Annotated in this window: 24 protein-coding genes; 18 read left to right on the forward strand and 6 right to left on the reverse strand. The window is 69.0% G+C overall.

The window, feature by feature from the left end; translation table 11 throughout:
- Nucleotides 1–11 precede the first annotated feature (11 nt).
- The 4 genes from U6958_RS27705 (at nt 12) to U6958_RS27720 (ending at nt 5,099) form a co-directional block, all read left to right on the forward strand.
- Nucleotides 12–857: an alpha/beta fold hydrolase gene (locus U6958_RS27705; protein ID WP_074923075.1), complete on the forward strand. Its 846-nt coding sequence runs from the start codon at nt 12–14 to the stop codon at nt 855–857.
- A gap of 50 nt (nt 858–907) precedes the next feature.
- Complete coding sequence (locus tag U6958_RS27710; protein ID WP_012203775.1) at nt 908–1,993, forward strand: hypothetical protein; 1,086 nt, start codon at nt 908–910, stop codon at nt 1,991–1,993.
- On the forward strand, nt 1,990–2,667 hold the full coding sequence (locus U6958_RS27715) for an N-carbamoylsarcosine amidohydrolase (RefSeq protein WP_016454168.1): 678 nt from the start codon (nt 1,990–1,992) through the stop codon (nt 2,665–2,667). Before U6958_RS27710 ends, U6958_RS27715 begins: the two co-directional genes overlap by 4 nt.
- 107 nt (nt 2,668–2,774) lie before the next feature.
- Entirely contained in the window at nt 2,775–5,099 is a 2,325-nt protein-coding gene (locus U6958_RS27720; protein WP_046238960.1) for a molybdopterin cofactor-binding domain-containing protein, read from the forward strand.
- On the opposite strand, the gene U6958_RS27725 is transcribed toward U6958_RS27720, so the two are convergent.
- Nucleotides 5,096–6,064 (reverse strand): LysR family transcriptional regulator, encoded by a 969-nt coding sequence (locus U6958_RS27725; protein ID WP_016454166.1) that lies wholly within the window; start codon nt 6,062–6,064, stop codon nt 5,096–5,098. The genes U6958_RS27720 and U6958_RS27725 overlap by 4 nt on opposite strands.
- 192 nt (nt 6,065–6,256) lie before the next feature.
- Nucleotides 6,257–7,348 (reverse strand): iron-sulfur cluster carrier protein ApbC, encoded by a 1,092-nt coding sequence (gene apbC, locus U6958_RS27730; RefSeq protein ID WP_012203771.1) that lies wholly within the window; start codon nt 7,346–7,348, stop codon nt 6,257–6,259.
- Between the two features lie 138 nt (nt 7,349–7,486).
- Here apbC and U6958_RS27735 point away from each other — a divergent pair, with 138 nt between their 5' ends.
- From U6958_RS27735 to U6958_RS27750, 4 genes are all read left to right on the forward strand, one after another.
- A complete protein-coding gene (locus tag U6958_RS27735) occupies nt 7,487–8,047 on the forward strand; it encodes a restriction endonuclease (protein WP_016454165.1) in 561 nt (186 codons plus the stop codon).
- A 56-nt stretch (nt 8,048–8,103) separates the two neighbouring features.
- The gene (locus U6958_RS27740; RefSeq protein ID WP_070080626.1) at nt 8,104–9,342 is read left to right on the forward strand and encodes a patatin-like phospholipase family protein; all 1,239 of its coding nucleotides are present in this window, start codon (nt 8,104–8,106) and stop codon (nt 9,340–9,342) included.
- Nucleotides 9,343–9,480: 138 nt separating this feature from the next.
- Entirely contained in the window at nt 9,481–11,547 is a 2,067-nt protein-coding gene (gene metG / locus U6958_RS27745) for a methionine--tRNA ligase (protein WP_046238958.1), read from the forward strand.
- Nucleotides 11,548–11,697: 150 nt separating this feature from the next.
- The gene (locus tag U6958_RS27750; protein ID WP_046238957.1) at nt 11,698–11,994 is read left to right on the forward strand and encodes a hypothetical protein; all 297 of its coding nucleotides are present in this window, start codon (nt 11,698–11,700) and stop codon (nt 11,992–11,994) included.
- Between the two features lie 2 nt (nt 11,995–11,996).
- Here the strand turns inward: U6958_RS27750 and U6958_RS27755 are convergent, their stop codons facing one another.
- Both U6958_RS27755 and bamE read right to left on the reverse strand, forming a co-directional pair.
- The gene (locus U6958_RS27755) at nt 11,997–12,647 is read right to left on the reverse strand and encodes a YitT family protein (RefSeq protein ID WP_016449041.1); all 651 of its coding nucleotides are present in this window, start codon (nt 12,645–12,647) and stop codon (nt 11,997–11,999) included.
- A gap of 173 nt (nt 12,648–12,820) precedes the next feature.
- On the reverse strand, nt 12,821–13,318 hold the full coding sequence (gene bamE / locus U6958_RS27760) for an outer membrane protein assembly factor BamE (protein ID WP_016449042.1): 498 nt from the start codon (nt 13,316–13,318) through the stop codon (nt 12,821–12,823).
- A 46-nt stretch (nt 13,319–13,364) separates the two neighbouring features.
- On the opposite strand from bamE, the gene U6958_RS27765 reads away from it, so the two are divergent.
- The 10 genes from U6958_RS27765 (at nt 13,365) to U6958_RS27810 (ending at nt 20,420) form a co-directional block, all read left to right on the forward strand.
- Nucleotides 13,365–13,568 (forward strand): DUF3460 family protein, encoded by a 204-nt coding sequence (locus U6958_RS27765; protein WP_016449043.1) that lies wholly within the window; start codon nt 13,365–13,367, stop codon nt 13,566–13,568.
- A gap of 75 nt (nt 13,569–13,643) precedes the next feature.
- Nucleotides 13,644–14,510, forward strand: a complete 867-nt coding sequence (locus U6958_RS27770; protein ID WP_026062089.1) for a segregation/condensation protein A — start codon at nt 13,644–13,646, stop codon at nt 14,508–14,510.
- A gap of 59 nt (nt 14,511–14,569) precedes the next feature.
- The gene (gene queE, locus U6958_RS27775; protein ID WP_016454161.1) at nt 14,570–15,208 is read left to right on the forward strand and encodes a 7-carboxy-7-deazaguanine synthase; all 639 of its coding nucleotides are present in this window, start codon (nt 14,570–14,572) and stop codon (nt 15,206–15,208) included.
- Between the two features lie 8 nt (nt 15,209–15,216).
- The gene (locus tag U6958_RS27780) at nt 15,217–15,582 is read left to right on the forward strand and encodes a 6-carboxytetrahydropterin synthase (RefSeq protein ID WP_016449046.1); all 366 of its coding nucleotides are present in this window, start codon (nt 15,217–15,219) and stop codon (nt 15,580–15,582) included.
- A 150-nt stretch (nt 15,583–15,732) separates the two neighbouring features.
- The gene (panD, locus tag U6958_RS27785) at nt 15,733–16,113 is read left to right on the forward strand and encodes an aspartate 1-decarboxylase (RefSeq protein ID WP_016449047.1); all 381 of its coding nucleotides are present in this window, start codon (nt 15,733–15,735) and stop codon (nt 16,111–16,113) included.
- 27 nt (nt 16,114–16,140) lie between these two features.
- Nucleotides 16,141–17,463 carry an adenosylmethionine--8-amino-7-oxononanoate transaminase gene (bioA, locus tag U6958_RS27790; protein ID WP_074923074.1) on the forward strand — a complete coding sequence of 441 codons (1,323 nt, stop codon included), beginning with the start codon at nt 16,141–16,143 and terminating at the stop codon, nt 17,461–17,463.
- On the forward strand, nt 17,460–18,161 hold the full coding sequence (gene bioD, locus U6958_RS27795) for a dethiobiotin synthase (RefSeq protein ID WP_046984872.1): 702 nt from the start codon (nt 17,460–17,462) through the stop codon (nt 18,159–18,161). Before bioA ends, bioD begins: the two co-directional genes overlap by 4 nt.
- Complete coding sequence (gene bioF, locus U6958_RS27800; protein ID WP_017404246.1) at nt 18,158–19,375, forward strand: 8-amino-7-oxononanoate synthase; 1,218 nt, start codon at nt 18,158–18,160, stop codon at nt 19,373–19,375. The genes bioD and bioF overlap by 4 nt, the downstream gene beginning before the upstream one ends.
- A gap of 31 nt (nt 19,376–19,406) precedes the next feature.
- Entirely contained in the window at nt 19,407–19,766 is a 360-nt protein-coding gene (locus U6958_RS27805) for a 5-carboxymethyl-2-hydroxymuconate Delta-isomerase (protein WP_012203756.1), read from the forward strand.
- Between the two features lie 15 nt (nt 19,767–19,781).
- Nucleotides 19,782–20,420, forward strand: a complete 639-nt coding sequence (locus tag U6958_RS27810) for a tRNA-uridine aminocarboxypropyltransferase (RefSeq protein WP_046239506.1) — start codon at nt 19,782–19,784, stop codon at nt 20,418–20,420.
- A 48-nt stretch (nt 20,421–20,468) separates the two neighbouring features.
- Here U6958_RS27810 and U6958_RS27815 read toward each other — a convergent pair whose 3' ends face one another.
- A complete protein-coding gene (locus U6958_RS27815; RefSeq protein WP_017404244.1) occupies nt 20,469–21,452 on the reverse strand; it encodes a tripartite tricarboxylate transporter substrate binding protein in 984 nt (327 codons plus the stop codon).
- 138 nt (nt 21,453–21,590) lie between these two features.
- Entirely contained in the window at nt 21,591–22,211 is a 621-nt protein-coding gene (locus tag U6958_RS27820) for an aminotransferase class IV (RefSeq protein ID WP_236884696.1), read from the reverse strand.
- Between the last annotated feature and the right edge of the window lie 19 nt (nt 22,212–22,230).

Genomic DNA, 22,230 nt, shown 5'->3' on the forward strand with positions numbered 1-22,230 from the left:
GGAACACACGCATGACCAGCACCTCCAGCACCCCCAGCACATTCCGCTACGGCGGCAACGTCCATGCCAACGGCATCCGCCAGCACTACCTGCGCTACGGCGGCGCCGAGGGCGAACGCGCGCAGCGCGACGCCGTCATCCTGATCCCCGGCATCACCAGCCCGGCCGTGACCTGGGGCTTCGTGGCCGAGCACCTGGGCCGCCAGTTCGACACCTATGTGCTGGACGTGCGCGGGCGCGGCCTGTCGTCCTCCGGCCCGGGCCTGGACTACAGCCTCGATGCCCAGGCCGCCGACGTGGCCGCCTTCGCCCAGGCCCTGGGCCTGCAGCGCTGGGCGCTGGTCGGCCACTCCATGGGCGGGCGCATCGCCGTGCGCGCCGCGCGCAGCCAGCCGGTGGGGCTCACGCGCCTGGTCATCGTCGATCCGCCGGTCTCCGGCCCCGGCCGCCGCGCCTACCCGGCCGCCCTGCCCTGGTATGTGGACTCCATCCGCCAGGCCACGTTGGGCATGGATGCCGAGGCCATGCGCGCCTTCTGCCCCACCTGGACCGAAGAGCAGCGCCAGCTGCGCGCCCAGTGGCTGCACACCTGCCACGAGCCGGCCATCGTGCAGAGCTTCGAGGACTTCGGCCGTGACGACATCCATGCCGACCTGCCCCGCATCCAGCACCCGCTGCTGCTGGTCACGGCCGAGCGCGGCGACGTGGTGCGCAGCGAGGACGTGGCCGAGTGGCAAGGCCTGGCACCCCAGACCGAGCATGTGCGCGTGCCCAACGCCGGCCACATGATCCCCTGGGACAACGAGGCCGGGTTCTACGTGGCCTTGGGCGATTTCCTCGGCGCGCGGGTGGACTGAATGTCCAACCGCAGCCCACTCCCATCCATCGCGACACCAAGGAGCCGACCATGTCCGTCAGCGATATCGATCTGATCCACGCCTGGAAGCAGGTGCTCACGCTGTCCCGGCTCGAAGCCGGCCAGACCGTCACCGTGCTCACGGGCGCCGACACGCACCCGCAGACGCTGCGCTGCGCCATTGCCGCCTCCAGCGAAATGGGTGCGCGCGTCAACCGCCTGGACCTGCCGCCCGTCAATGCCGAAAAATCACTGAGCCGCGACTCGCTGGCCTACCTGGGAACCACGCCACTGACCGGCAACCCCGCCGCCATCGCCGCGCTCAAGGCCAGCGACCTGGTGCTGGACCTGATGACGCTGCTGTTCTCGCCCGAGCAGCACGAGATCCTGCAGACCGGCACCAAGATCCTGCTGGCCGTGGAGCCGCCCGAGGTGCTGTGCCGCCTGGTGCCCACCGAGGGCGACCGCGCGCGCGTGCAGGCCGCATCCAAGCTGATCGAGGCGGCCGGGCAGATGCACATCACCTCGGCCGCGGGCACCGACCTGCGCTGCCGCCTGGGCAGCTTCCCGGCCATCTGCGAATACGGCTTCGTGGACCAGCCCGGCCGCTGGGACCACTGGCCCAGCGGCTTCGTGCTGACCTGGCCCGACGAGGGCGAGAGCAACGGCCGCGTGGTGCTGGACCGGGGCGACATCCTGCTGCCCATGAAAGACTACGTGACCGAGCCCATCGAACTCGTCATCGAAAAGGGCTACGTCACGCGCATCAGCGGCGGCCTGCAGGCCGACATCCTCAAGGAGTACATGGCCTCCTACGAGGACCCCGAGGCCTATGCCGTTTCCCACATCGGCTGGGGGCTGCAGCCGCGCGCCCACTGGTCCATGCTGGCCCACTACAACAAGGAAACCCACATCGGCATGGACGCCCGTGCCTTCGAGGGCAACTTCCTGTGGTCCATGGGCCCCAACAACGAGGCCGGGGGCAGCCGCACCACGGCCTGCCACATCGACATCCCCATGCGCCACTGCTCGGTGGCGCTGGATGGCAAGCCCACGGTCATCGACGGCGTGGTGCAGGACGAGGAAGGACTGGCGCGCGCCGCCAAAAGGTCCAAGCAAGGAAAGGACATCGCATGACAACCGCCACCACCAGCACGCAGAGCGTTCCCACCGAGGGCGTGCAGGGCGACATCTCTGCCTACGCACGCCAGGGCTTCGGCACACCGCTGCCGCTCAAGGCCCCGTTCGGCCTGCTCATCATCGACTTCGTCAACGGCTTTGCCGACCCGGCCGTCTTCGGCGGCGGCAACATTCCCGAAGCCATCGCGCAGACGCAGCACCTGCTGGCCCATGCGCGCGAGCGCGGCTGGCCCGTGGCGCACAGCCGCATCGTGTTCTCGGACGACGATGCCGACCACAACATCTTCTGCCTGAAGGTGCCCGGCATGCTGACCCTGAAGGAAGACAGCCCCAACAGCGCCATCGTGCCCCAGCTGGCCCCGGCCGCTGGCGAATACGTGGTGCGCAAGAGCACGCCCTCGGCCTTCTTCGGCACCATGCTCGCACCCTGGCTGGCCCAGCGCGGCGTGCAGACCCTGCTGGTGGCCGGCTGCGTGACCAGCGGCTGCGTGCGCGCCAGCGTGGTCGATGCCATGCAGTCGGGCTTTCGCCCGCTGGTGGTGGCCGACTGCTGCGGCGACCGCGCCCTGGGCCCGCACGAGGCCAACCTGTTCGACATGGCCCAGAAGTACGCGGCCGTGATGCCGCTGGGCCAGGCCATCGCCGACACCGACGCCCTCGCCGCAGGTTGATCCCACCGCGCCAACGCGCCTATGGAGCCGGCCCTGCGCAGCCGGCCCCGGAGTGCATAACATGCACAGGGCACGCCTGAAGGCGTGCCCGCGAAGAACACCGCCCCATGAACCTGCCCCAGCCCCAAGCCCTGCACGCACAGCTGCTCACGCGCGCCGACACCCTGCTCGTGGTGCGCCAGCCCGTGGCGCCGCCGCGCCCTGCGCCCGGCCAGCCCGGCACGGCCTCCGACTATGTGCAATCCACGCCCGAGGTCTTCGTGGCCGTGCTGGCCGACGAAGCCGCGCCCCAGGGCTGGCGCGCCCTGGCCTTCAACGGCCATGTGGACCTGGGCACGGGCATACGCACGGCGCTGGCGCAGATCGTGGCGGAAGAACTCGAAGTGCCTCTGGAGCGCCTGGACATGGTGCTGGGCCACACGGCCGCCGCACCCAACCAGGGCCCGACCATTGCCAGCGCCAGCATCCAGATCTCGGCCGTGCCGCTGCGCCGCGCCGCCGCCCAGGCGCGCGAGCAACTGCTGGCACTGGCCGCGCAGCAATGGAGCGTGGCGGCAGACCGGCTCCAGGCGCGCGAAGGCCTGGTGCGCTTTGCCGATGGCAGTGATGCCCGTGAACTCGGCTATGGCGATCTGCTGCGCGGCCAGCAACTGCAGCTGACGCTGGCCCCGCCCGATCAGGAGGTGAAGCTCAAGCCCGCCAGCGAATACCGGCTGGTCGGCCGTGGCGCGGCGCGCGTGGACATCCCCGCCAAGGCCACGGGCGAGCTGAGCTTTGTCCATGATGTGCGCGTGCCCGGCATGCGCCATGGCCGCGTCATCCGCCCTCCGCACCCGGGCCGCGACGGCGGCAGCTTCATCGGCCGCTGCCTGGTGGCCGTGGAGCGCGACTCCGTGGCCCACCTGCCCGGCAACGTGCAGGTGGTCACCGAAGGCGACTTCGTCGGTGTGGTCGCCGACCGCGAGGAACAGGCCATTGCCGCCATGCGCGCGCTGCGCGTGCAATGGCAGGCCGTGCCGCCGGCGCCTGACTTATCCGATCTGGCTGCGGCGATACGAGCCAATCCCGCCCAGCAACGCTCGCTGGTGGACCAGGGCACTGTGGACGATGCCTTCGCGGGCGTCGGCACGGGTGCGGCCACCGAACTGCGCCGCAGCTACGTCTGGCCCTACCAGATGCATGCCTCCATCGGCCCGTCCTGCGCCGTGGCCGATTTCAGCGAGGGCCGTCTCAAGCTCTGGGCCGGCACGCAGAACCCCCACATGCTGCGCACCGACCTGGACCGCCTGCTGCAACTGGGCGAGGACCGCATCGAGATCGTGCGCCTGGAGGCGGCCGGCTGCTACGGCCGCAACTGCGCCGACGATGTCTGCGCCGACGCCGCCCTGCTGTCCATGGCCGTGGGCGCGCCCGTGCGCGTGCAGCTCACGCGCGAGCAGGAACACCAGTGGGAGCCCAAGGGCACGGCCCAGCTCATGGACGTGAGCGCGGCCATCGATGCCCGGGGCGAACTGCTGGCCTATGACTTTGCCGTGCGCTACCCCTCCAACGACGCGCCGCTGCTGGCCCTGCTGCTCACGGGCCGCATCCCGGGCGAGCCGCGCACGCTGGAGATGGGCGACCGCACGGCCGTGCCGCCCTACCGCTATGCCAGCCAGCGCATCACCTGCCATGACATGGCGCCCATCGTGCGCTCGTCCTGGCTGCGCGGCGTCTCGGCCCTGCCCAACTCCTTTGCCCACGATTGCATGATCGACGAGCTGGCCCATGCGGCCGGCGCCGACCCCGTGGACTACCGTGTTCGCCACCTCGATGACCCGCGCGCCGTCGAGCTGATCGAGGCCACGGCACGCCACGCAGGCTGGCAGCCAAACCAGCCGGGAAGCCGGGGCCGCCCCGGCGCCGACGGTCTGCTGCACGGGCGCGGCGTGGCCTATGCGCGCTACATCCACAGCCGCTTTCCCGGCTTCGGCGCGGCCTGGGCCGCCTGGGTCATCGACATCGACGTGGACCCCGCCAGCGGCCGCATCGCCGTGCGGCGCCTGGTCGTGGGCCAGGACACGGGAATGATGGTCAACCCCGACGGCGTGCGCCACCAGATCCACGGCAACGTCATCCAGACCCTGAGCCGCAGCCTGATGGAGAAGGTCGCCTTCAACGAGCAAGGCGTGGCCAGCCGCGAATGGGGCAGCTACCCCATCATCGGCTTCCGCGACCTGCCCCCCATCGAAGTGGTGCTGATGCCACGCCAGGACGAGCCCCCCATGGGCGCAGGCGAATCAGCCTCGGTCCCCGGCCCGGCCGCGCTGGCCAATGCGCTGTTCGACGCCACCGGCCGGCGCTTCTATGCCGCGCCCTTCACGCCCGACGTGGTGCGCGCCGCACTGAATGCCGCGCCGAACGCCACGCCAGAGACTGCACAGCCCGCCTAGTCTTTCAGCGCCCCCGCATGCCGCAGGCACTGCGCACGCCAACCGGCGTCGTCCTGCAGTTGCAGCGCGGCCTGCAGCGCGCGCGTGGGCGCCACGCCCTGCTGGGCCATGAAGCCTATGGGGGTGACCAGTTCGGGCGAGCGCAGCGGCCGCGCCACCAGGCCCGGCATGTGGCGCACCGTGGCCACCATGGCGCCGGGCAGCACGGTGGTCATGCCATCCGTTCCTTGCGCCACGGCCATCACCAGGGTCAGCACGGAGTTGGTTTCCATGGCGGGCTGCACGGCCATGTCCACGGCGGCGAAGGCCTCGTCGATCACCGTGCGGTTGTGCATGTCGGGGGTGAGCAGGCACAGCGGCATGCCGGCCACTTCGCGCCAGGCGATGTCGGCGCCAAAGGCAAAGGGCCGGCCCTCGCCCTGCCCATCGCGGCACTCGCGACACTCGCGGCACAGCAGGTAGTAGTGCTCCTCGTACTGGGGCCAGGACTGCAGGCGCGGGCCGCGTGGCGGCATGCGCGCGCTGTAGCCCAGGGCCAGGTCCAGCGACAGGTCTTCGAGCCCGCTCTCGATCTCGGCCGAGCTCATGGACAGCACCACGGGCGTGATGCCCGGATGGTGCTCGCGCAGCAGGGCCGCAAAGCGCGTGAGCATGGGCATGGCCGTGGGCACGGCCGCCATGCGCAGTTGCCCCCGCAGCGCGCCGGCGGCGGCGCTCAGTTCCTGGCGCAGGCCTTCCTCGGCCCGCAGCATGGCCAGGGCGGTGGCCAGCACCTGATCGCCCTCGGGCGTGAAGCCCGCGAACGAGCGGCCCCGGCGCACGATGACCGTGCCGAACTCCTCCTCCAGCGCGCGCAACGCATTGGACAGCGCCGGCTGGGTGATGTGGCATGCCAGCGCCGCGCGGCCGAAATGGCGGTGCTCGTTGAGCGCCGCCAGATACCGCATCGAGGTCAGCAGGTTCATGCGCAATAACCTGAGTCGATTACCATGCCACCGATTTCGGCACAAATCAGATCGACATGGACAGTGCGAGAAAAACTGGCGTAATCCAACCCAGGGACGCCGAGGAAGGGCCGCCCCGCCCCGAGGGCGTCGTCCCCCTCCCGCGCAGCGAGAGAGGGGGAAGCGGCGCAGCCGCTCAGGGGGCGCAGCATTTCAGGTTCCCTGGCTCACCGTGATGGTGGGGAACTTGCTCGTGAAATCGCGCGCCTTGAGCGCCACCTTCACGGCCAGGTCGCGCGCCACCTTCTTGTAGATCTGCGCGGCTTCGCTGTCGGGCTCGGCCACCACGGTGGGCTTGCCGCTGTCGGCCTGCAGGCGGATCTGCAGCGACAGGGGCAGGGCGCCCAGGTAGTCGATGCCGTACTCGGCCGCCATCTGCTTGCCGCCCTCGGCGCCGAAGATGTGCTCCACATGGCCGCAGTTGGTGCAGACGTGGGCCGCCATGTTCTCCACCAGGCCCAGGATGGGCACGCCCACCTTCTCGAACATCTTCACGCCCTTCTTGGCGTCGATCAGGGCGATGTCCTGGGGCGTGGTGACGACCACGGCGCCCGTCATGGGCACGCGCTGGGCCAGCGTCAGCTGGATGTCGCCGGTGCCGGGCGGCATGTCCACCAGCAGGTAGTCCAGATCCTTCCAGTTGGTCTGGCGCAGCATCTGCTCCAGCGCCTGCGTGGCCATGGGGCCGCGCCAGATCATGGCCTGGTCGTTGTTGACCAGGAAGCCGATGGACATGACCTGCACGCCGTGGCTTTCCATGGGCTCCATGGTCTTGCCGTCGGGGCTTTCGGGGCGGCCCGAGATGCCCATCATCATGGGCTGGCTGGGGCCGTAGATGTCGGCGTCCAGGATGCCCACGCGCGCGCCCTCGGCGGCCAGCGCCAGCGCCAGGTTGGCCGTGGTCGTGCTCTTGCCCACGCCGCCCTTGCCGGACGAGATGGCGATGATGTTCTTGACGCCCGGCAGCAACTGCACGCCGCGCTGCACCGCATGCGCGGCGACCTTGGACGTGATGTTGACCGAGACATTGCCCACGCCCTCGACGGTCTTGGCCGCCGCGACGAACTGGCCGCGCAGCGCCGGCACCAGGCTTTGCGCCGGATAGCCCATCTCCACGTCGAAGGCCACGTCGGCCCCAGTGACCTGCAGGTTGCGCAGGGCGCGGGTGCTCACATAGTCCTTGCCGGTGTGGGGGTCGAGCACGCTGGAGAGCGCGGCCAAGAGCGCTTGTTCTGTGACTGCCATTGCTTTGATTACTCCTAGAGCCGGATAGTCTATCCAAGGCACCATCCCCTCGCTCACGCGAGACAATGCGGGCCTTGCTGCCTTTGCGGCCCCTGTTCCCGCCTTTTTCCGCGAAAGATCCGCCCCGTGAAATTCAAGATGGCCCACAACTCCCTGTTCGCGATCCTGCTGCGCTCGCGCTGGTGGATCAGCATCGCGCTGGCCGCGCTGGTGACCCTGGTGTCCACGGCGCTGCTGCCCAAGGACATCGCGCCGTTCGCCGCCATCACCGCCCTGCCCTTCTTCGGCATAGGCTGCGTTGCCGCCTGGCGCCAGCTGCGCGCGCCCAGCCCCGCCAAGGTGGAGCAGGCCCTGGAGATCGCCGCCCAGCAAAGCTGGCGCGAGTTCGCCGATCGGCTCGATCGCGCCTGGCAGGCCGAGGGCTACACCGTCACCCGCCTGTCCGACAAGGAGGGCGCCGACTTCGTGCTGGAACGCGAAGGCCGCACCACCGTGGCCAGCGCCAGGCGCTGGAAGGCCGGCGTGCACGGCATGGAGCCGCTGCGCGCCCTGCTGGCCGCAGGCCAGGCGCGCGATGCGGCCACGGTCTGCTACCTGTCGCTGCAGCCGCCGGCCGAGAATGCAGCCGCCTGGGCCAAGCAGCAGGGCATCGCCCTGATCTCCGGCAAGGACCTGGGCTCCCTGCTGGCCAAGGCCTGATCCCTTCGGGGTCATCCCCTGATCTGATGACGGCCGGCGCGCGGCACACTCCAGGCATGCCCGATGCCGCGCCCTCACCCGACTCCAGCCTCCCTCCCCCCAGCACCGGACTGCTGCTCAGCGGCGGGGGCGCCCGCGCCGCCTACCAGGCCGGCGTGCTGGAGGCCATTGCCGAAATACGCCGCGCCTGCGGCCAGCAGCATGGCCCCAATCCCTTCCCCATCCTGGTCGGCACCTCGGCCGGCGCCATCAACGCCGCGGCCCTGGCCTGCGGCAGCGACCATTTCGACCGGGCCGTGCGCCGCATGTCGCGCATCTGGCGCAACCTGCGGCCCGAGGACATCTACCTGTCCGACTCGCTGAGCGTGCTGCGCAGCGGCGCGCGCTGGCTGACCCTGCTGTCCCTGGGCTGGGCCCTGGCGCGCTGGGGCCGCATGCGCCCGCGCTCGCTGCTGGACAACCAGCCACTGTGCCGCCTGCTGTCGTGTGGCCTGGTTCCGCTGGAACGCCTGCCGCAATTGATCGCGGACGGCCACCTGCGCGCGCTGGCGGTCTCGGCCTCCAGCTACACCACCAGCGAGCATGTGACCTTCTGCCAGGCGCAGGACCGGCTCCAGCCCTGGGTGCGCAACCAGCGCAAGGCCGCCGCCGCCCAGATCACGCACGCGCACCTGCTGGCCTCCTCGGCCATTCCCTTCATCTTTCCGGCCACGCCGCTGCCGCTGGACGGCGCCACCGAATACTTCGGCGACGGCTCCATGCGCCAGACCGCACCGCTGGCGCCCGCCATCCACCTGGGCGCAGAGCGCATCCTCGTCGTGGGCGCGGGCCGGCGCACCGAGCCGCCGGCCAGGCCTCCGCCGGAAGGCGCAAGCTACCCGTCGCTGGCCCACATCGCGGGCCACACGCTGTCGAGCATCTTCCTGGACGCCCTGTCCCTGGACGTGGAGCGCGCCGAGCGCATCAACCAGACCCTGGCCCTGATCCCGCCCGCCGACCGCGAACGCAGCCGGCTGCGCCCGCTGCAGTTGCTGGTCATCTCGCCGTCCGAACGCATAGACGCCATCGCCGCGCGCCATGTGGGCCAGCTGCCGCTGCCCATGCGCACCCTGCTGGGCGCCCTGGGCGTGCGCCAGGACGCCAGCGACCCGCGCGGCGCCGCCCTGGCCAGCTACCTGCTGTTCGAGCGCAGCTTCACCCGCGAACTCATGGCCCTGGGCCGGCGCGACGCGCTGGCGCGGCGCAGCGATATCGAGCAGTTCCTGGGCTGGCAGCGCCCGCTGGTCGCCAACTGATGCCTGCAGCCAACAGGCCTGGCGCAGCGAAGGCCCTCAACAACTCCCCGTATGTCCGCCTGCACGGAAAAGCCATCGCCGCCCCACAACCGCCCAGCCCTTCTAGAATGTCAGGTTCCCCCGAGAAAGCCGCCATCCATGACCGCACGCAAACTCTTCGTCACCACCGCCCTGCCGTACGCCAACGGCAACTTCCACATCGGCCACATCATGGAATACATCCAGGCCGACACCTGGGTGCGTGCGCAGCGAATGCAGGGCAACGCGGTCAACTTCGTGGGTGCCGATGACGCCCACGGCGCGCCCATCATGATTGCGGCCGAGAAGGCCGGCAAGACGCCCCAGCAGTTCGTGGCCGACATCGCCGCAGGCCGCAAGCAGTACCTGGACGGCTTCCACATCGCCTTCGACAACTGGCACAACACCGATGCGCCCGAGAACCACGCGCTGGCCCAGCAGATCTACAGGGACCTGAAGGCTGCCGGCTTCATCGAGACGCGCACCATCGAGCAGTTCTTCGACCCCGAGAAGAACATGTTCCTGCCCGACCGCTTCATCAAGGGCGAATGCCCGCGCTGCCACGCCAAGGACCAGTACGGCGACAACTGCGAGGTCTGCAGCGCCGTCTACGCGCCCACCGACCTGATCAACCCCTACTCGGCGCTGTCCGGCGCCAAGCCCGTGCTCAAGAGCTCGGAGCATTTCTTCTTCAAGCTGTCGGACCCGCGCTGCGTGGAATTCCTGACCGAATGGACCCAGGACGGCCAGCACGTGCAGCCCGAGGTGGCCAACAAGATCAAGGAATGGTTCAGCGTGCGCACCAACCCGGACGGCACGACCAGCGAGGGCCTGGGCGACTGGGACATCTCGCGCGACGCGCCCTACTTCGGCATCGAGATCCCCGATGCGCCGGGCAAGTACTTCTACGTCTGGCTGGACGCGCCCGTGGGCTACCTGGCCTCGCTCAAGAACCTGCTGGACCGCCGTGGCGAGGACTACGAGGCCTACATGGCCGACCCCGCGCTGGAGCAGTACCACTTCATCGGCAAGGACATCATCACCTTCCACACGCTGTTCTGGCCCGCCATGCTCAAGTTCAGCGGCCGCAAGACGCCCACCAAGATCTGCGTGCACGGCTTCATGACCGTGAACAACGGCGAGAAGATGAGCAAGAGCCGCGGCACCGGCCTGGACCCGCTCAAGTACCTGGGCCTGCAGATGAACCCCGAGTGGCTGCGCTACTACCTGGGCGCCAAGCTCAACGGCAAGAATGAAGACATCGACTTCAACCCCGATGACTTCATGGCCCGCGTCAACTCCGACCTGATCGGCAAGTACGTGAACATCGCCTCGCGCGCGGCCGGCTTCATCGCCAAGCGCTTCGACGGCAAGCTGGGCACGGTCAGCGAAGACGGCCAGGCCCTGCTGGCCCAGCTGCGCGGCCAGAGCGAGGCCGTTGTCCAGGCCTTCGAGAACCGCGACACGGCCCGCGCCGTGCGCGAGATCATGCAGCTGTGCGACCGCGTCAACGAATACGTGGACGCCAACAAGCCCTGGGAGCTGGCCAAGCAGGAAGGCATGGACGCCCGCCTGCAGGACGTGTGCACCACCTGCATCGAGGCCTTCCGCCTGCTGACCATCTACCTGAAGCCCATCCTGCCGGCCGTGGCCGAACAGGTGGAAGGCTTCCTGAACGTGGCGCCGCTGCAGTTCGCCGACGCACAGAACCTGCTGGGCGCCGGCCATGCCATCGGCCTGTACAAGCACCTGATGCAGCGCGTGGACGTCAAGCAGCTGGAGGCCCTGTTCGAGGCCCCCGAGCCCGTGGTCGAGAAGGTCCTGCCCGGCGGCGAGGAAATTGCCGAAACCATCAGCATCGACGACTTCGCCAAGGTGGACCTGCGCATCGCCAAGATCGTGGAATGCAAGCCCGTGGAAGGCTCGACCAAGCTGCTGCAGCTCACGCTGGACGTGGGCGAAGGCAAGACACGCAACGTGTTCTCCGGCATCTCCAGCATGTACCAGCCCGAGCAGCTGCAGGGCAAGCTCACCGTGATGGTGGCCAACCTGGCACCGCGCAAGATGAAGTTCGGCATCTCCGAAGGCATGGTGCTGGCCGCCAGCCACGCCGATGAGAAGGCCAACCCCGGCATCTACGTGCTGGAGCCCTTCCCCGGTGCCACACCTGGCATGCGTATACATTGAAATGCCCCCTGAGTCGCTTCGCGCCTTCCCCCTGAAGGGGGGCATACGGGCACCCGGCGACACCCTCGGTGCGGGGCGGCCCTTCCTCGGCGTCCCTGACTTGGGCTCTGCCGGTTTCAAAGATTGCGCACAGTGTGTTGGACGACAATCATGAAGTCTGCAAAGTCCCGCAAGCCCTCACGGTCCCCGGCCCTGGGGGCTTTTCTTTGCCTCTGCGCCACCGCCCTGCTGTCCGGCTGCACCGTGGTGGCCGTGACGGCCACGGCGGTCAGCGTCACGGCCTCGGCCGTGGGGCTGGCCGCGGATGCGGCCGTGGGCACGGCAAAAATCGTCGGCAAGGGAGTGGGCAAGGCCGTCGATGCGATGAGCGATGACGGGGCAGCCGCAGACAACAGCGGCATCACGGTCCGCTACCGCACGCCCGATGGGCAGCCCCTGACGCCCTGAGGCTACTGCCCGGCGTAGCGCCCGGGCCGGTGGCTCACGGCCAGGAACACGCCCATGATCACGGCCGCCAGCACCGACCAGGCCACGCGCTCGAAGGGCACGACCCACAGCGCCAGCAGCACCACGCAGCAGTCGATGGCCATCTGCACCTTGCCGGCGCGGATGCCGTACCGGTCCTGCAGGTAGAGCGAGGCGATGGTGGCGCCGCCCAGGCTGGAGCGGTGGCGCGCCAGGAACAGCAGGCCCGAGCCCATGAGCAGGCCGCCCGCAATGGCGGCAAAGGCCGGGTGCAGGTAGTCTATGTGGATGAGGCGCGGCCCCATTTCTGTGATCAGCGACAGCGCGCCCACGCAGATGAAGGTCTTGACCGTGAAGGTGCGGCCCACGCGCGTCCAGGCAAACCAGTAGAACGGGATATTGATCGCGAAGAAGATGAGGCCGAACGGCCAGCCCGTGGCGTAGTGCAACACGAAGGCCAGGCCCGCCGTGCTGCCCGTCAAAAGCCCCGCCTGGGCGAACATCATCATGGCGATGCCCACGAACAGGGTTCCGGTGAAGAGGGCCTGGACATCCTCGAAGAGGCCATGGCGCAGCGAAGCGGTGGCCGAAACAGGCGCAGCGGGCGCGGCAGCGGGTAGGGAGGGCGTGGACATTGTCGGGGTGATGACAGATCTATCGTCGCAAAGGCCCCGGTTCGGGGCCTTCACCGTACCCATGGGGTGTCATAGGTACAAACCCGGATTCTAGAGACTGTTGCCCCGGCGCGCTGTGGCGTGCAGGGTACAGCGCGCCGCAGGGGCTTGCAGGAGCTTGCAAGGGCCTGTTGTCAGGCTCCGCCGTGCAGTTTCTCGCGGCCGGCGCTGCGCAGCACGCGGCCGTCGGGGCCGAAGGTCACGGTGAACTCCATGTCGCGCGTGGGGGGATCGATGTAGTTCCAGTCCCAGTCGGTTTCCTGCTTGAGCTGGTAGGTGGTGACCTTGGCAGGCTTGCCCAGCATGCGGCGCACCTGCTCCTCGTCCATGCCGGGGCGGATTTTCTCGAAGTTGTGCGGCGCCAGCACCTGGCGCAGCGCGCTCATGCGGCCATCGGTGCCGATGGTGATCATGTAGTTGCGGCTGCCGGCGGGCTGGCGGTTGTACTCGAAGGTGCGCGAGCCGTCCGGCTCGGTCCAGATGCGTTCGGGCTCGCCAAAGCGGGCGCGGACGTCGGCCTCGGTGGACAGGCCTTCTTCGAGTTCCTTGATGTTTTGGGGATCGCAGCCGGGCAGCCCAAGCATGCCCATCACGGCCACGGCAACGCCCAGAAGACGGGAGACTAGGTTCATCGGCGGTGTCCCGGTAAAATCACGCGATTCAAGAGGTTATCAGACTATGTCATTCTTTCGCCGCCCCGATTACCGTTCCGACGCCACGAACTTCATCAACGAGCTGAAGAAGCAAAAGCCCGAGCTGCCCAGCCAGCAGCTGGCCGGCCGCTCGCTGCTGTGGGACAAGGACGTGAACCACGAAGTCTGGGAAGACCTGCGCGCCGGCCGCGTGGACCAGAAGCCCTACGTCTACCAGACGAACTCCTGATTTCGGCTGCAATGACACATCAGCCTGTTTCGCTGTGGCACCGTGCGCATGCAGCTGATGCCTGCGCAGCAAGGCATGGCCGAGGCTGAGTCCGCACTGGCGCCTGCGGGCGCCGGCGCCGCATCCCCCGCTCCTGGCGACGATTCACCGGTCGTGATCGACCAGGTGGCTTTGGCGCGCCTGTACGGCGAGCCGCTGTTCGCCCTGCCGCAGGACCTGTACATCCCGCCCGATGCGCTGGAGGTCTTCCTCGAAGCCTTCGAAGGGCCGCTGGACCTGTTGCTGTACCTGATCCGCAAGCAGAACTTCAACATCCTCGACATTCCCATGCTGGACGTGACGCGCCAGTACATGCGCTATGTCGACGAAATCCGCAGCCGCAACCTCGAGCTGGCGGCCGAGTACCTGCTGATGGCGGCCATGCTTATCGAGATCAAGTCGCGCATGCTGCTGCCGCCCAAGAAGCAGGACGATGGCGAGGAAGCCGAGGACCCGCGCGCCGAACTGGTGCGCCGCCTGCTGGAGTACGAGCAGATCAAGCTCGCTGCCCAACAGCTGGGCCAGGTGCCGCACTACGGGCGCGACTTCCTCCGGGCCCAGGTCCATATCGAGCAGAACCTGCAGCCGCGTTTCCCCGATGTGGACGTGGCCGAGCTGCAATCGGCCTGGCGCGACATTCTCAAGCGTGCCAAGCTTGTGCAAAGCCACAAGATCACGCGCGAGGAACTCTCGGTGCGCGAATACATGAGTCAGGTGCTCAAGGCCCTGCAGGGCCGGCGCTTCGTCGAGTTCGAGACCCTGTTCCAGCCAGAGAAAGGCTCGACCGTGCTGGTCGTGACCTTCATCGCCCTGCTGGAGCTGGCCAAGGAAACGCTGATCGAGATCACCCAGGCCGAAGCCTTTGCGCCCATCTACGTGCGCCTGGCCTATACGCCCGTCTAGCGGGCACGGACACAGGCACGCGCACACCGACAGGCCGGCACCACCGGCCTCCATGCACCATGACTTACAGCGTCAAAGAAATCTTCTACACCCTGCAGGGCGAGGGCGGCCAGGCCGGCACGCCGGCCGTGTTCTGCCGCTTTGCAGGCTGCAACCTCTGGACCGGCCGCGAGCAGGACCGCGCCAGCGCCATCTGCCAGTTCTGCGACACCGACTTCGTGGGCACCGACGGCACGCTGGGCGGCAAGTTCGCCACGGCCGACGCCCTGGCAGAACGCATCCTGTCCCAGTGGCCGGCCGGCGACAGCCGGCACCGCATGGTGGTGCTGACCGGGGGAGAGCCCCTGCTGCAGGTGGACGCGCCCCTGATCGCGGCCCTACATGCGCGCGGCTTTCGCATTTCCGTGGAAAGCAACGGCACCGTGGCCGCGCCCGAGGGCATCGACTGGCTGTGCATCAGCCCCAAGGCGGGCGCCGACTGGGTGCAGCGCAGCGGCCAGGAGCTCAAGCTGGTCTGGCCGCAGCCCGGCTTCGATCTGCAGGCCATCGAGGCCGGCACCCGTTTCGACCACTATTTCCTGCAGCCCATGGACAACGTCCTGCAGGCCGACAACACGGCCGCCTGCATAGCGCAATGCCTGCAGCACCCGGCCTGGCGCCTGAGCCTGCAGACCCACAAGCTCACCGGCATCCGCTGATTTTTGCCATGCAGTTCACCGTTCACCAGCGCTTTTTCTTCGACGCCGCCCACACGCTGGAGCGCGCCATCGAGACCGAGAGCAGCCGCCGCATCCACGGCCACACCTACTACGCCGAAGTCAGCGTCACCGGCCCGCGCAACCCGGACAACGGCATGGTGATCGACCTGGGCTACCTGCGCTCGCGCCTGAAGACCCTGGGCGACGCGCTGGACCACCGCTTCCTCGACGAAATCCCCGGCCTGGGCAAGCCCACGCTGGAAAACCTGTGCCTGTTCATTGCCGATTCCCTGGCCGACCTGCAGCCCGCCCCCAGCCGCATCCGCGTATGGCGCGACAGCATCGGCGATGGCTGCGTGCTGGATCTGGGCTGACCTCAAGCCAGACCTGCCAGAGAGCCGCCCCCGAAGAGCAACTCCACGGCCATCATGGGTTTGGCGGTTCGCAGATAGACTTGGTGGCTTTTTTTGCCAGTATCCGCCACCGTCAAGATCGCGCCCAAGCGCCCCCTCGAGAGACAAAACATGTTCCGCACCCTGCTCAAATCCAAGATCCACCGCGTCAAGACCACGCAATGCGAGCTGCACTATGAAGGCTCCTGCGCGATCGACGAGGACCTGCTGGACGCCGCCAACATCGTCGAGAACGAGCAGGTGCACATCTGGAACATCGACAACGGCGAGCGCTTCGTCACCTATGCCATCAAGGGCCAGCGCGGCAGCGGCATGATCTCGGTCAACGGCTCGGCCGCGCGCCGTGCTGCCGTGGGTGATCTGCTGATCATTGCGTCCTTTGCCCAGGTGCATGAGACCGACGTGGCCGAGCACCGGCCCCAGCTGGTCTTCGTGGACGATGCCAACCGCCAGGTCGAGCTGCGCCACCACGTGCCCACGCAGCAGCTGTGAGCTGCGCTGCGGTGTGACAATCGCGCGATGACTCAATCGCTTGCCGCCCGCAGCCTTGCGGCTGTGTGGCACCCCTGCACCCAGATGAAGCGGCACGAGGCCGCGCCCCCCATCGCCATCGCGCGTGCCCAGGGCCCCTGGCTCCACGACACCGAAGGACGCCGCTACCTGGATGGCGTCAGCTCCTGGTGGGTCAACCTCTTCGGCCACAGCCATCCGCACATCCAGGCCGCGCTCACCGACCAGCTCGCCCGGCTGGACCATGTGATGCTGGCCGGCTTCACGCACGCGCCCGTGGTGGAGCTGTCCGAACGACTGGCCACGCTCACCGGCCTGGGCCATGCCTTCTACGGCAGCGACGGCGCATCGGCCACCGAGATCGCCCTCAAGATGAGCGCGCACTACTGGCGCAACCTGGGCCGCCCCGCCAAGAGCCGCTTTGCCGGCCTGGCCGGCGGCTACCACGGCGAAACCGTGGGCGCGCTGGCCGTGACCGATATTCCCATCTTCCGCGAAGCCTATGCCCCCCTGGTGCGCCTGGCCGACACCGTGCCCAGCCCCGATGCACGCGGCGCGCAAAGCGGCGAAAGCCCGGTCGATGTGGCACGGCGCGCCGCCGAAGGCCTGCGCCAGTGGCTGGAGCAGCACCACGAGACCACGGCCGCACTCATCGTCGAGCCGCTGGTGCAGTGCGCGGCCGGCATGGCCATGCACGACCCCGAATACCTGCGCCTGGCGCGCGCCCTGTGCGACCGCTACGAGGTGCACCTGGTGGTGGACGAGATCGCCGTGGGCTTCGGCCGCACGGGCAGCATGTTCGCCCACCAGCAGGCCGGCATACGGCCGGACTTCATCTGCCTGTCCAAGGGCCTGACGGGCGGCACGCTGGCCCTGTCGGCCGTGCTGACCACCGAGGCCGTCTACGCCGCCTTCTACGACGATTCCGTGGCGCGCGGCTTCCTGCACTCGCACTCGTACACCGGCAACCCGCTGGCCTGCCGTGCGGCCCTGGCCACGCTGGAGCTGTTCGAGCAGACCGATGCCATCAACGCCAACCTCGCGCTGGCGCAAACGCTGGACGGCGCCTTCGCCCCTTTGAACCAGCACGCCCGCGTGCGCCACGCACGGCGCCAGGGAATGATCTGGGCCTGGGATGTGCAGACCTCGCTGCCCGACTTCTCGCGCCGCTACAGCGCAGCCGCGCTGGAGCGCGGGCTGCTGCTGCGCCCTATCAGCAACACCCTCTACGCCATGCCTCCCTATTTGCTGGACGAAGAAGCCGTGCTGCACCTGGCGGCCAGCGCGCTGGCGGCCCTTGAAGACACCCTGGCCCAGGAGAACCATTCGTGAACGCCCACCGCACCATTGGCTGCTTTGTCACCGGCACCGACACGGGCGTGGGCAAGACCCTGGCCTCCTGCGGGCTGCTGCATGCGCTGGCCCGCCACCATGCCCGCGTGGTGGGCATGAAGGCCGTGGCCGCAGGCGCCGAGCCCGACGGCCAGGGCGGCTGGGCCAACGAGGACACGCTGGCGCTGCGCGCCGCCTCCACCCTGGCCGTGCCGCCCGAACTCGACAACCCCGTGCTGCTGCCCGATCCCATGTCGCCGCACATCGCCGCGCAGCGCGCGGGCCGCTCCATAGAGATCGCACACATCGTGGACAGCTACCGGCGCCTGGCCGAACAGGCCGACGCCGTGGTGGTGGAAGGCGCGGGCGGCTTTCTCGTGCCGCTGTCCGACCAGCTCTCGGGCGCCGACCTGGCCTGCGCGCTGGACCTGCCCGTGGTCATGGTCGTGGGCCTTCGGCTGGGCTGCCTGAACCACGCCGCCCTCACGGCCGAGGCCATCCGCGCGCGCGGCCTGCGCCTGGCCGGCTGGATTGCCAGCCGCGTGGACCCCGCCATGCTGGTGCCCGAGGAAAACATGGCCTGGCTGCGCCAGCACCTGGACCGGCAACTGCAGGCGCCGCTGCTGGCCGACATCCCCTTCCAGCAGCACCCCGACCCGCGCGCCACCACCTACACCCTGCCGGAGCAATGGCAATGAGCGGCTCCTGGCTGGACGACATCCCCGCGCGCATCGCCGAGCTCGACGCAGCCCACCTGCGCCGCCGCCGCCGCGCCACGGCGCCGCTGCAGGGCGCCGCCAGCGGCGCCCACATGGAGGTGGACGGCCACCCCATGCTGGCCTTTTGCAGCAACGACTACCTGGGCCTGGCCGGCCACCCCACCCTGGTGCGCGCCGCCTGCGCGGGCGCCCAGGCCTTTGGCGTGGGCTCGGGCGGCTCGCCCCTGGTCAGCGGCCACAGCACGGCCAACGCCGCGCTGGAGGAACAGCTGGCGCACTTCGTGCAGCTGCCGCGCGCGCTCTACTTCTATGCGGGCTACGCCACCAATGCCGGCATCGTGCCGGCCCTGGTGGGCGCGGGCGATGCCCTGTTCTCCGATGCGCTCAACCACGCCTGCCTGATCGACGGCGCACGCCTGTCGCGCGCCCAGGTCCACCGCTATGCCCATGCCGACCTGGGCGACCTGGCCGCGCAACTGGCCGCCAGCACGGCCCGGCGCAAGCTGGTCATCAGCGATGCCGTGTTCAGCATGGATGGCAACGTGGCCGACATCCGCGGCCTGCTGGCGCTGTGCGAGCAGTACGACGCGCTGCTGCTGCTCGACGACGCGCATGGCTTCGGCGTGCTCGGCCCACAAGGCCGGGGCAGCCTGGCCGAGGCGGGACTGACGGGCGCAAACGCCTCGCCGCGCGTGCTCTACATGGCCACGCTGGGCAAGGCCGCTGGCGTGGCCGGCGCCTTTGTCGCGGGCAGCGACATGCTGGTCGAGTGGCTGCTGCAAAAGACGCGCAGCTACATCTTCGCCACGGCCGCGCCGCCCATGCTGGCCAGCGCGCTGCAGGCCAGCGTGGCCCTGATCGAGGCCGAGGACGAGCGCCGCGAGTCCCTGGCCGAACGCATTGCCGAGCTGCGCGCCGGCCTCACGCCGCTGCTGGCGCGCACGGGCTGGCAGTTGCTGCCTTCGCGCACCGCCGTGCAGGCCCTGGTCATAGGCTCCAACGCCACGGCCCTGGCCGTGATGGAAGGCCTGCGCGAGCGCGGCCTGTGGGTGCCCGCCATCCGCCCGCCCACCGTGCCCGAAGGCACGGCGCGGCTGCGCATCGCGCTGTCGGCCTCCCACACGCGCATCGACGTGCAGCTGCTGCTGACGGCGCTGGACGAGGTCTCGCGCCTGGCCCCACCCCTGCCCTGAATCCCTCTTCACCACCGGAACGGAGACATCCATGCCCCATCTCTACGTCGAATACACCGACAACCTCGCCGGCCTGCCCGGCCAGCAACTGCTGACCGAACTCAACGCCTTCGTCTGCGGCCACCCCAGCATCCTGGACGAGGCCGACGTCAAGGCCCGCCTGCTGCCGGTCAGCCAGTTCGAGATCGGCTCGGCACCGGCCAATCGCGGCTTCGTCCACGTGCAGCTGCGCCTGCTGGCGGGCCGTACCGACACGGCCAAGAAGGAACTGTCCGAAGGCATTGCCGCGGTGCTGCGCCGCCTCACGCCCCAGCCGGCCGGCATGATGGTCCAGCTCAGCGTGGAAATCGCCGACATGGACAAGCCCAGCTACTACAAGGGTCGCCTGTAAGGCAGGCGCCAGGCCTTGTCCGCCGTGAGCACCCGCGCACGCTGCGCACAATGCCTGCGCCCTGAGCGCACCTGCCTGTGCCCCCTGGTGCAGCCGGTGCCGCATGCGGTGCAGCTGCTGGTGCTCCAGCATCCCGAGGAAGAACTGCAGGCCAAGGGCACGGGCCGGCTGCTGCACCTGTGCCTGCCCGCCAGCCGCCTGGCGGTGGGCGAGGCCTTCGAGCCAGCGCAGTTGCAGGCACTGCTGCACGCGCCCTGGCAGTCGGGCGACGCCCCGCGACAGGCCGTACTGCTCTATCCGGAAACACCGCACGGCGACCAGCTGGGCCTGGCCAGGCAAGCGCCCTGGCCGCAGCCCGCGCCATGCCCCGAGGACCTGCGCCTGGTGGTGCTGGACGCCACCTGGCGCAAGAGCCGCAAGATGCTCTACCTCAACCCCGGTCTGCAGGGCCTGCCGCGCCTGGCACTGCAGGGCGACCTGCCCGCCTCGCGCTACGGCGTCCTGCGCAAGGCCCATGCGCCGGGCCAGCTGTCCACGCTGGAGGCAGCGGCCTGCGCGCTGCAACGGCTGGCGCCTGCCGGCCCGTCTCTGCAGCCGCTGCGCGATGCGCTCGAGGGGCTGCTGGCCCTGCATGCCCGGCACAGGCCCGAATGAAAAAACGCCTCGGGGAACGAGGCGTTTTTCATGGCAGCCGGCCGTGCTTCAGTTTTCCGGCGTGATCCTGGCGAACTTGACCAGTTCGGCGTACTTGCCCATGTCAGTACGGATGATCTGGGCCAGGTTTTCGTCGCCCGTGGGGGCAATGATGCCCGCCCCTTCCAGGCGCGCGCGCATCGCAGGATCGGCCAGGCCCGCCTTCAAGGCCTTCTGCAGGCTGGCCACCACATCGGCAGGCAGGTCCTTGGGCCCCGCCAGCCCGAACCAGCCGCTCAGCGCGTAGCCCTTAAGCGCTGCGTTCTCGCCCAGTGCGGGCACGTCCTTCATCATGGCGATGCGGTGGGCCGTGGTCACGCCCAGGGCCTTGATCTTGCCGCTCTGGATGAACGGAGCCGCCACCGAGGGAGAGACGATGGCGAAGTCCAGGTTGCCGCCCGCCAGGTCGCTGGTCATCGCGGCCGAGCCCTTGTAGGGCACATGGACGATGTCCACCCCGGCCATCTTCTTGATCAGCTCGCCCGAGAAATGCGGCGTGGACCCGATGCCCGGGCTGCCGTAGCTGTACTTGCCGGGATGGGCCTTGGCCAGGGCGATGAACTCGTCGAGGGTCTTGGCCGGCATCTTGGTGCCGGCCACCCACAGGTTGGGCAGCACGCCGGTCAGCGCGATGCCGGTCAGGTCCGTGGCCGGGTCGTACTTCTGCGCGGCGTTGACGAACTTCGTGCCCGCCAATTCGTTGCTGGAGCCTGCGAGCAGGGTATAGCCGTCGGCCTTGGCACCGACCACGCGCTGCGCGGCCACCACGCCGGCGGCACCGGGCACGTTGTCGACCACGACGGTCGCATTGAGGTGCTTGGCCAGGATGTCACCCACCACGCGCCCCACCAGGTCGACCGAGCCGCCTGCCGCGTAGCCGACGACGACGCGAATGGGCTTGTTGGGATAGGTGGTCTGGGCGCACAGCGGGCCCGCCGCCAGGACAGCCGCGGCGCTGATCAGCGCGCGGCGGGAAATATGGAATTCATGCATGGATCGATCTCAGGGGAGGCAGGCATCAGCCAACAATCAAAATGATATTGCTCAACAATATGCAACGATTGTCTGACATTACCTTGTGGAATCCATCCCTGAAAACCATGAGTTCCACCCGTGGCCCTAGCCTGCAATTCAGCGCAGAACTGCCGGCAGCCAACCGCGCAGGCTGTTGACGAAGGCCCAGCCCTGCACGCGCGGCAGATCGTCCAGCCGCACCGGGTGCTCCACCACGCGGCCCTCGTCCAGCGCCACAGCGCGGCCCACGCCGGGCAGCAGGCCGCTGGACAGCGGCGGGGTCACCCAGCGGCCCGCCAGCAGCACGGCGATGTTGCCGCGCGTGCCCTCGGTGATCTCGCCGTCCTCGTTGTGGAGCACGGTGTCGAACACCGAGGCATCGGTGGGCTGCAGGCTGTCGTAGTGCGCGCGGCGCGAGGTCTTGAAGCGCACCCAGTCGCCATGCGCCACCGCATTGGCGATGGGCCGGTCGGCCAGCGCCAGCCGAACAGGCGTGGCGGAAGGCGGCAGCGGCGCCGCCTGGGTCTGTATCCGCCCCGCGGCATCCAGCGCCAGGCGCACGCGCCAGTGGCCGCTGGCATGCGCCTGGCGCAGCTGCTGCAATGCCTGCTCCAGCACGGCATCCGTGCAGGGCCGGCCGAAATGCCGCGCCGCGTCCTGCATGCGCGTCACATGGCGCTGCAGGTGGATGAAACCGCCATCCCGCAGGGCCAGGGTTTCCAGAATGTCGAAATCCAAGTCCGTATCCGCCATGGCT

This window comes from Delftia lacustris (assembly GCF_040267515.1).
GTDB lineage: Bacteria > Pseudomonadota > Gammaproteobacteria > Burkholderiales > Burkholderiaceae_C > Comamonas > Comamonas tsuruhatensis.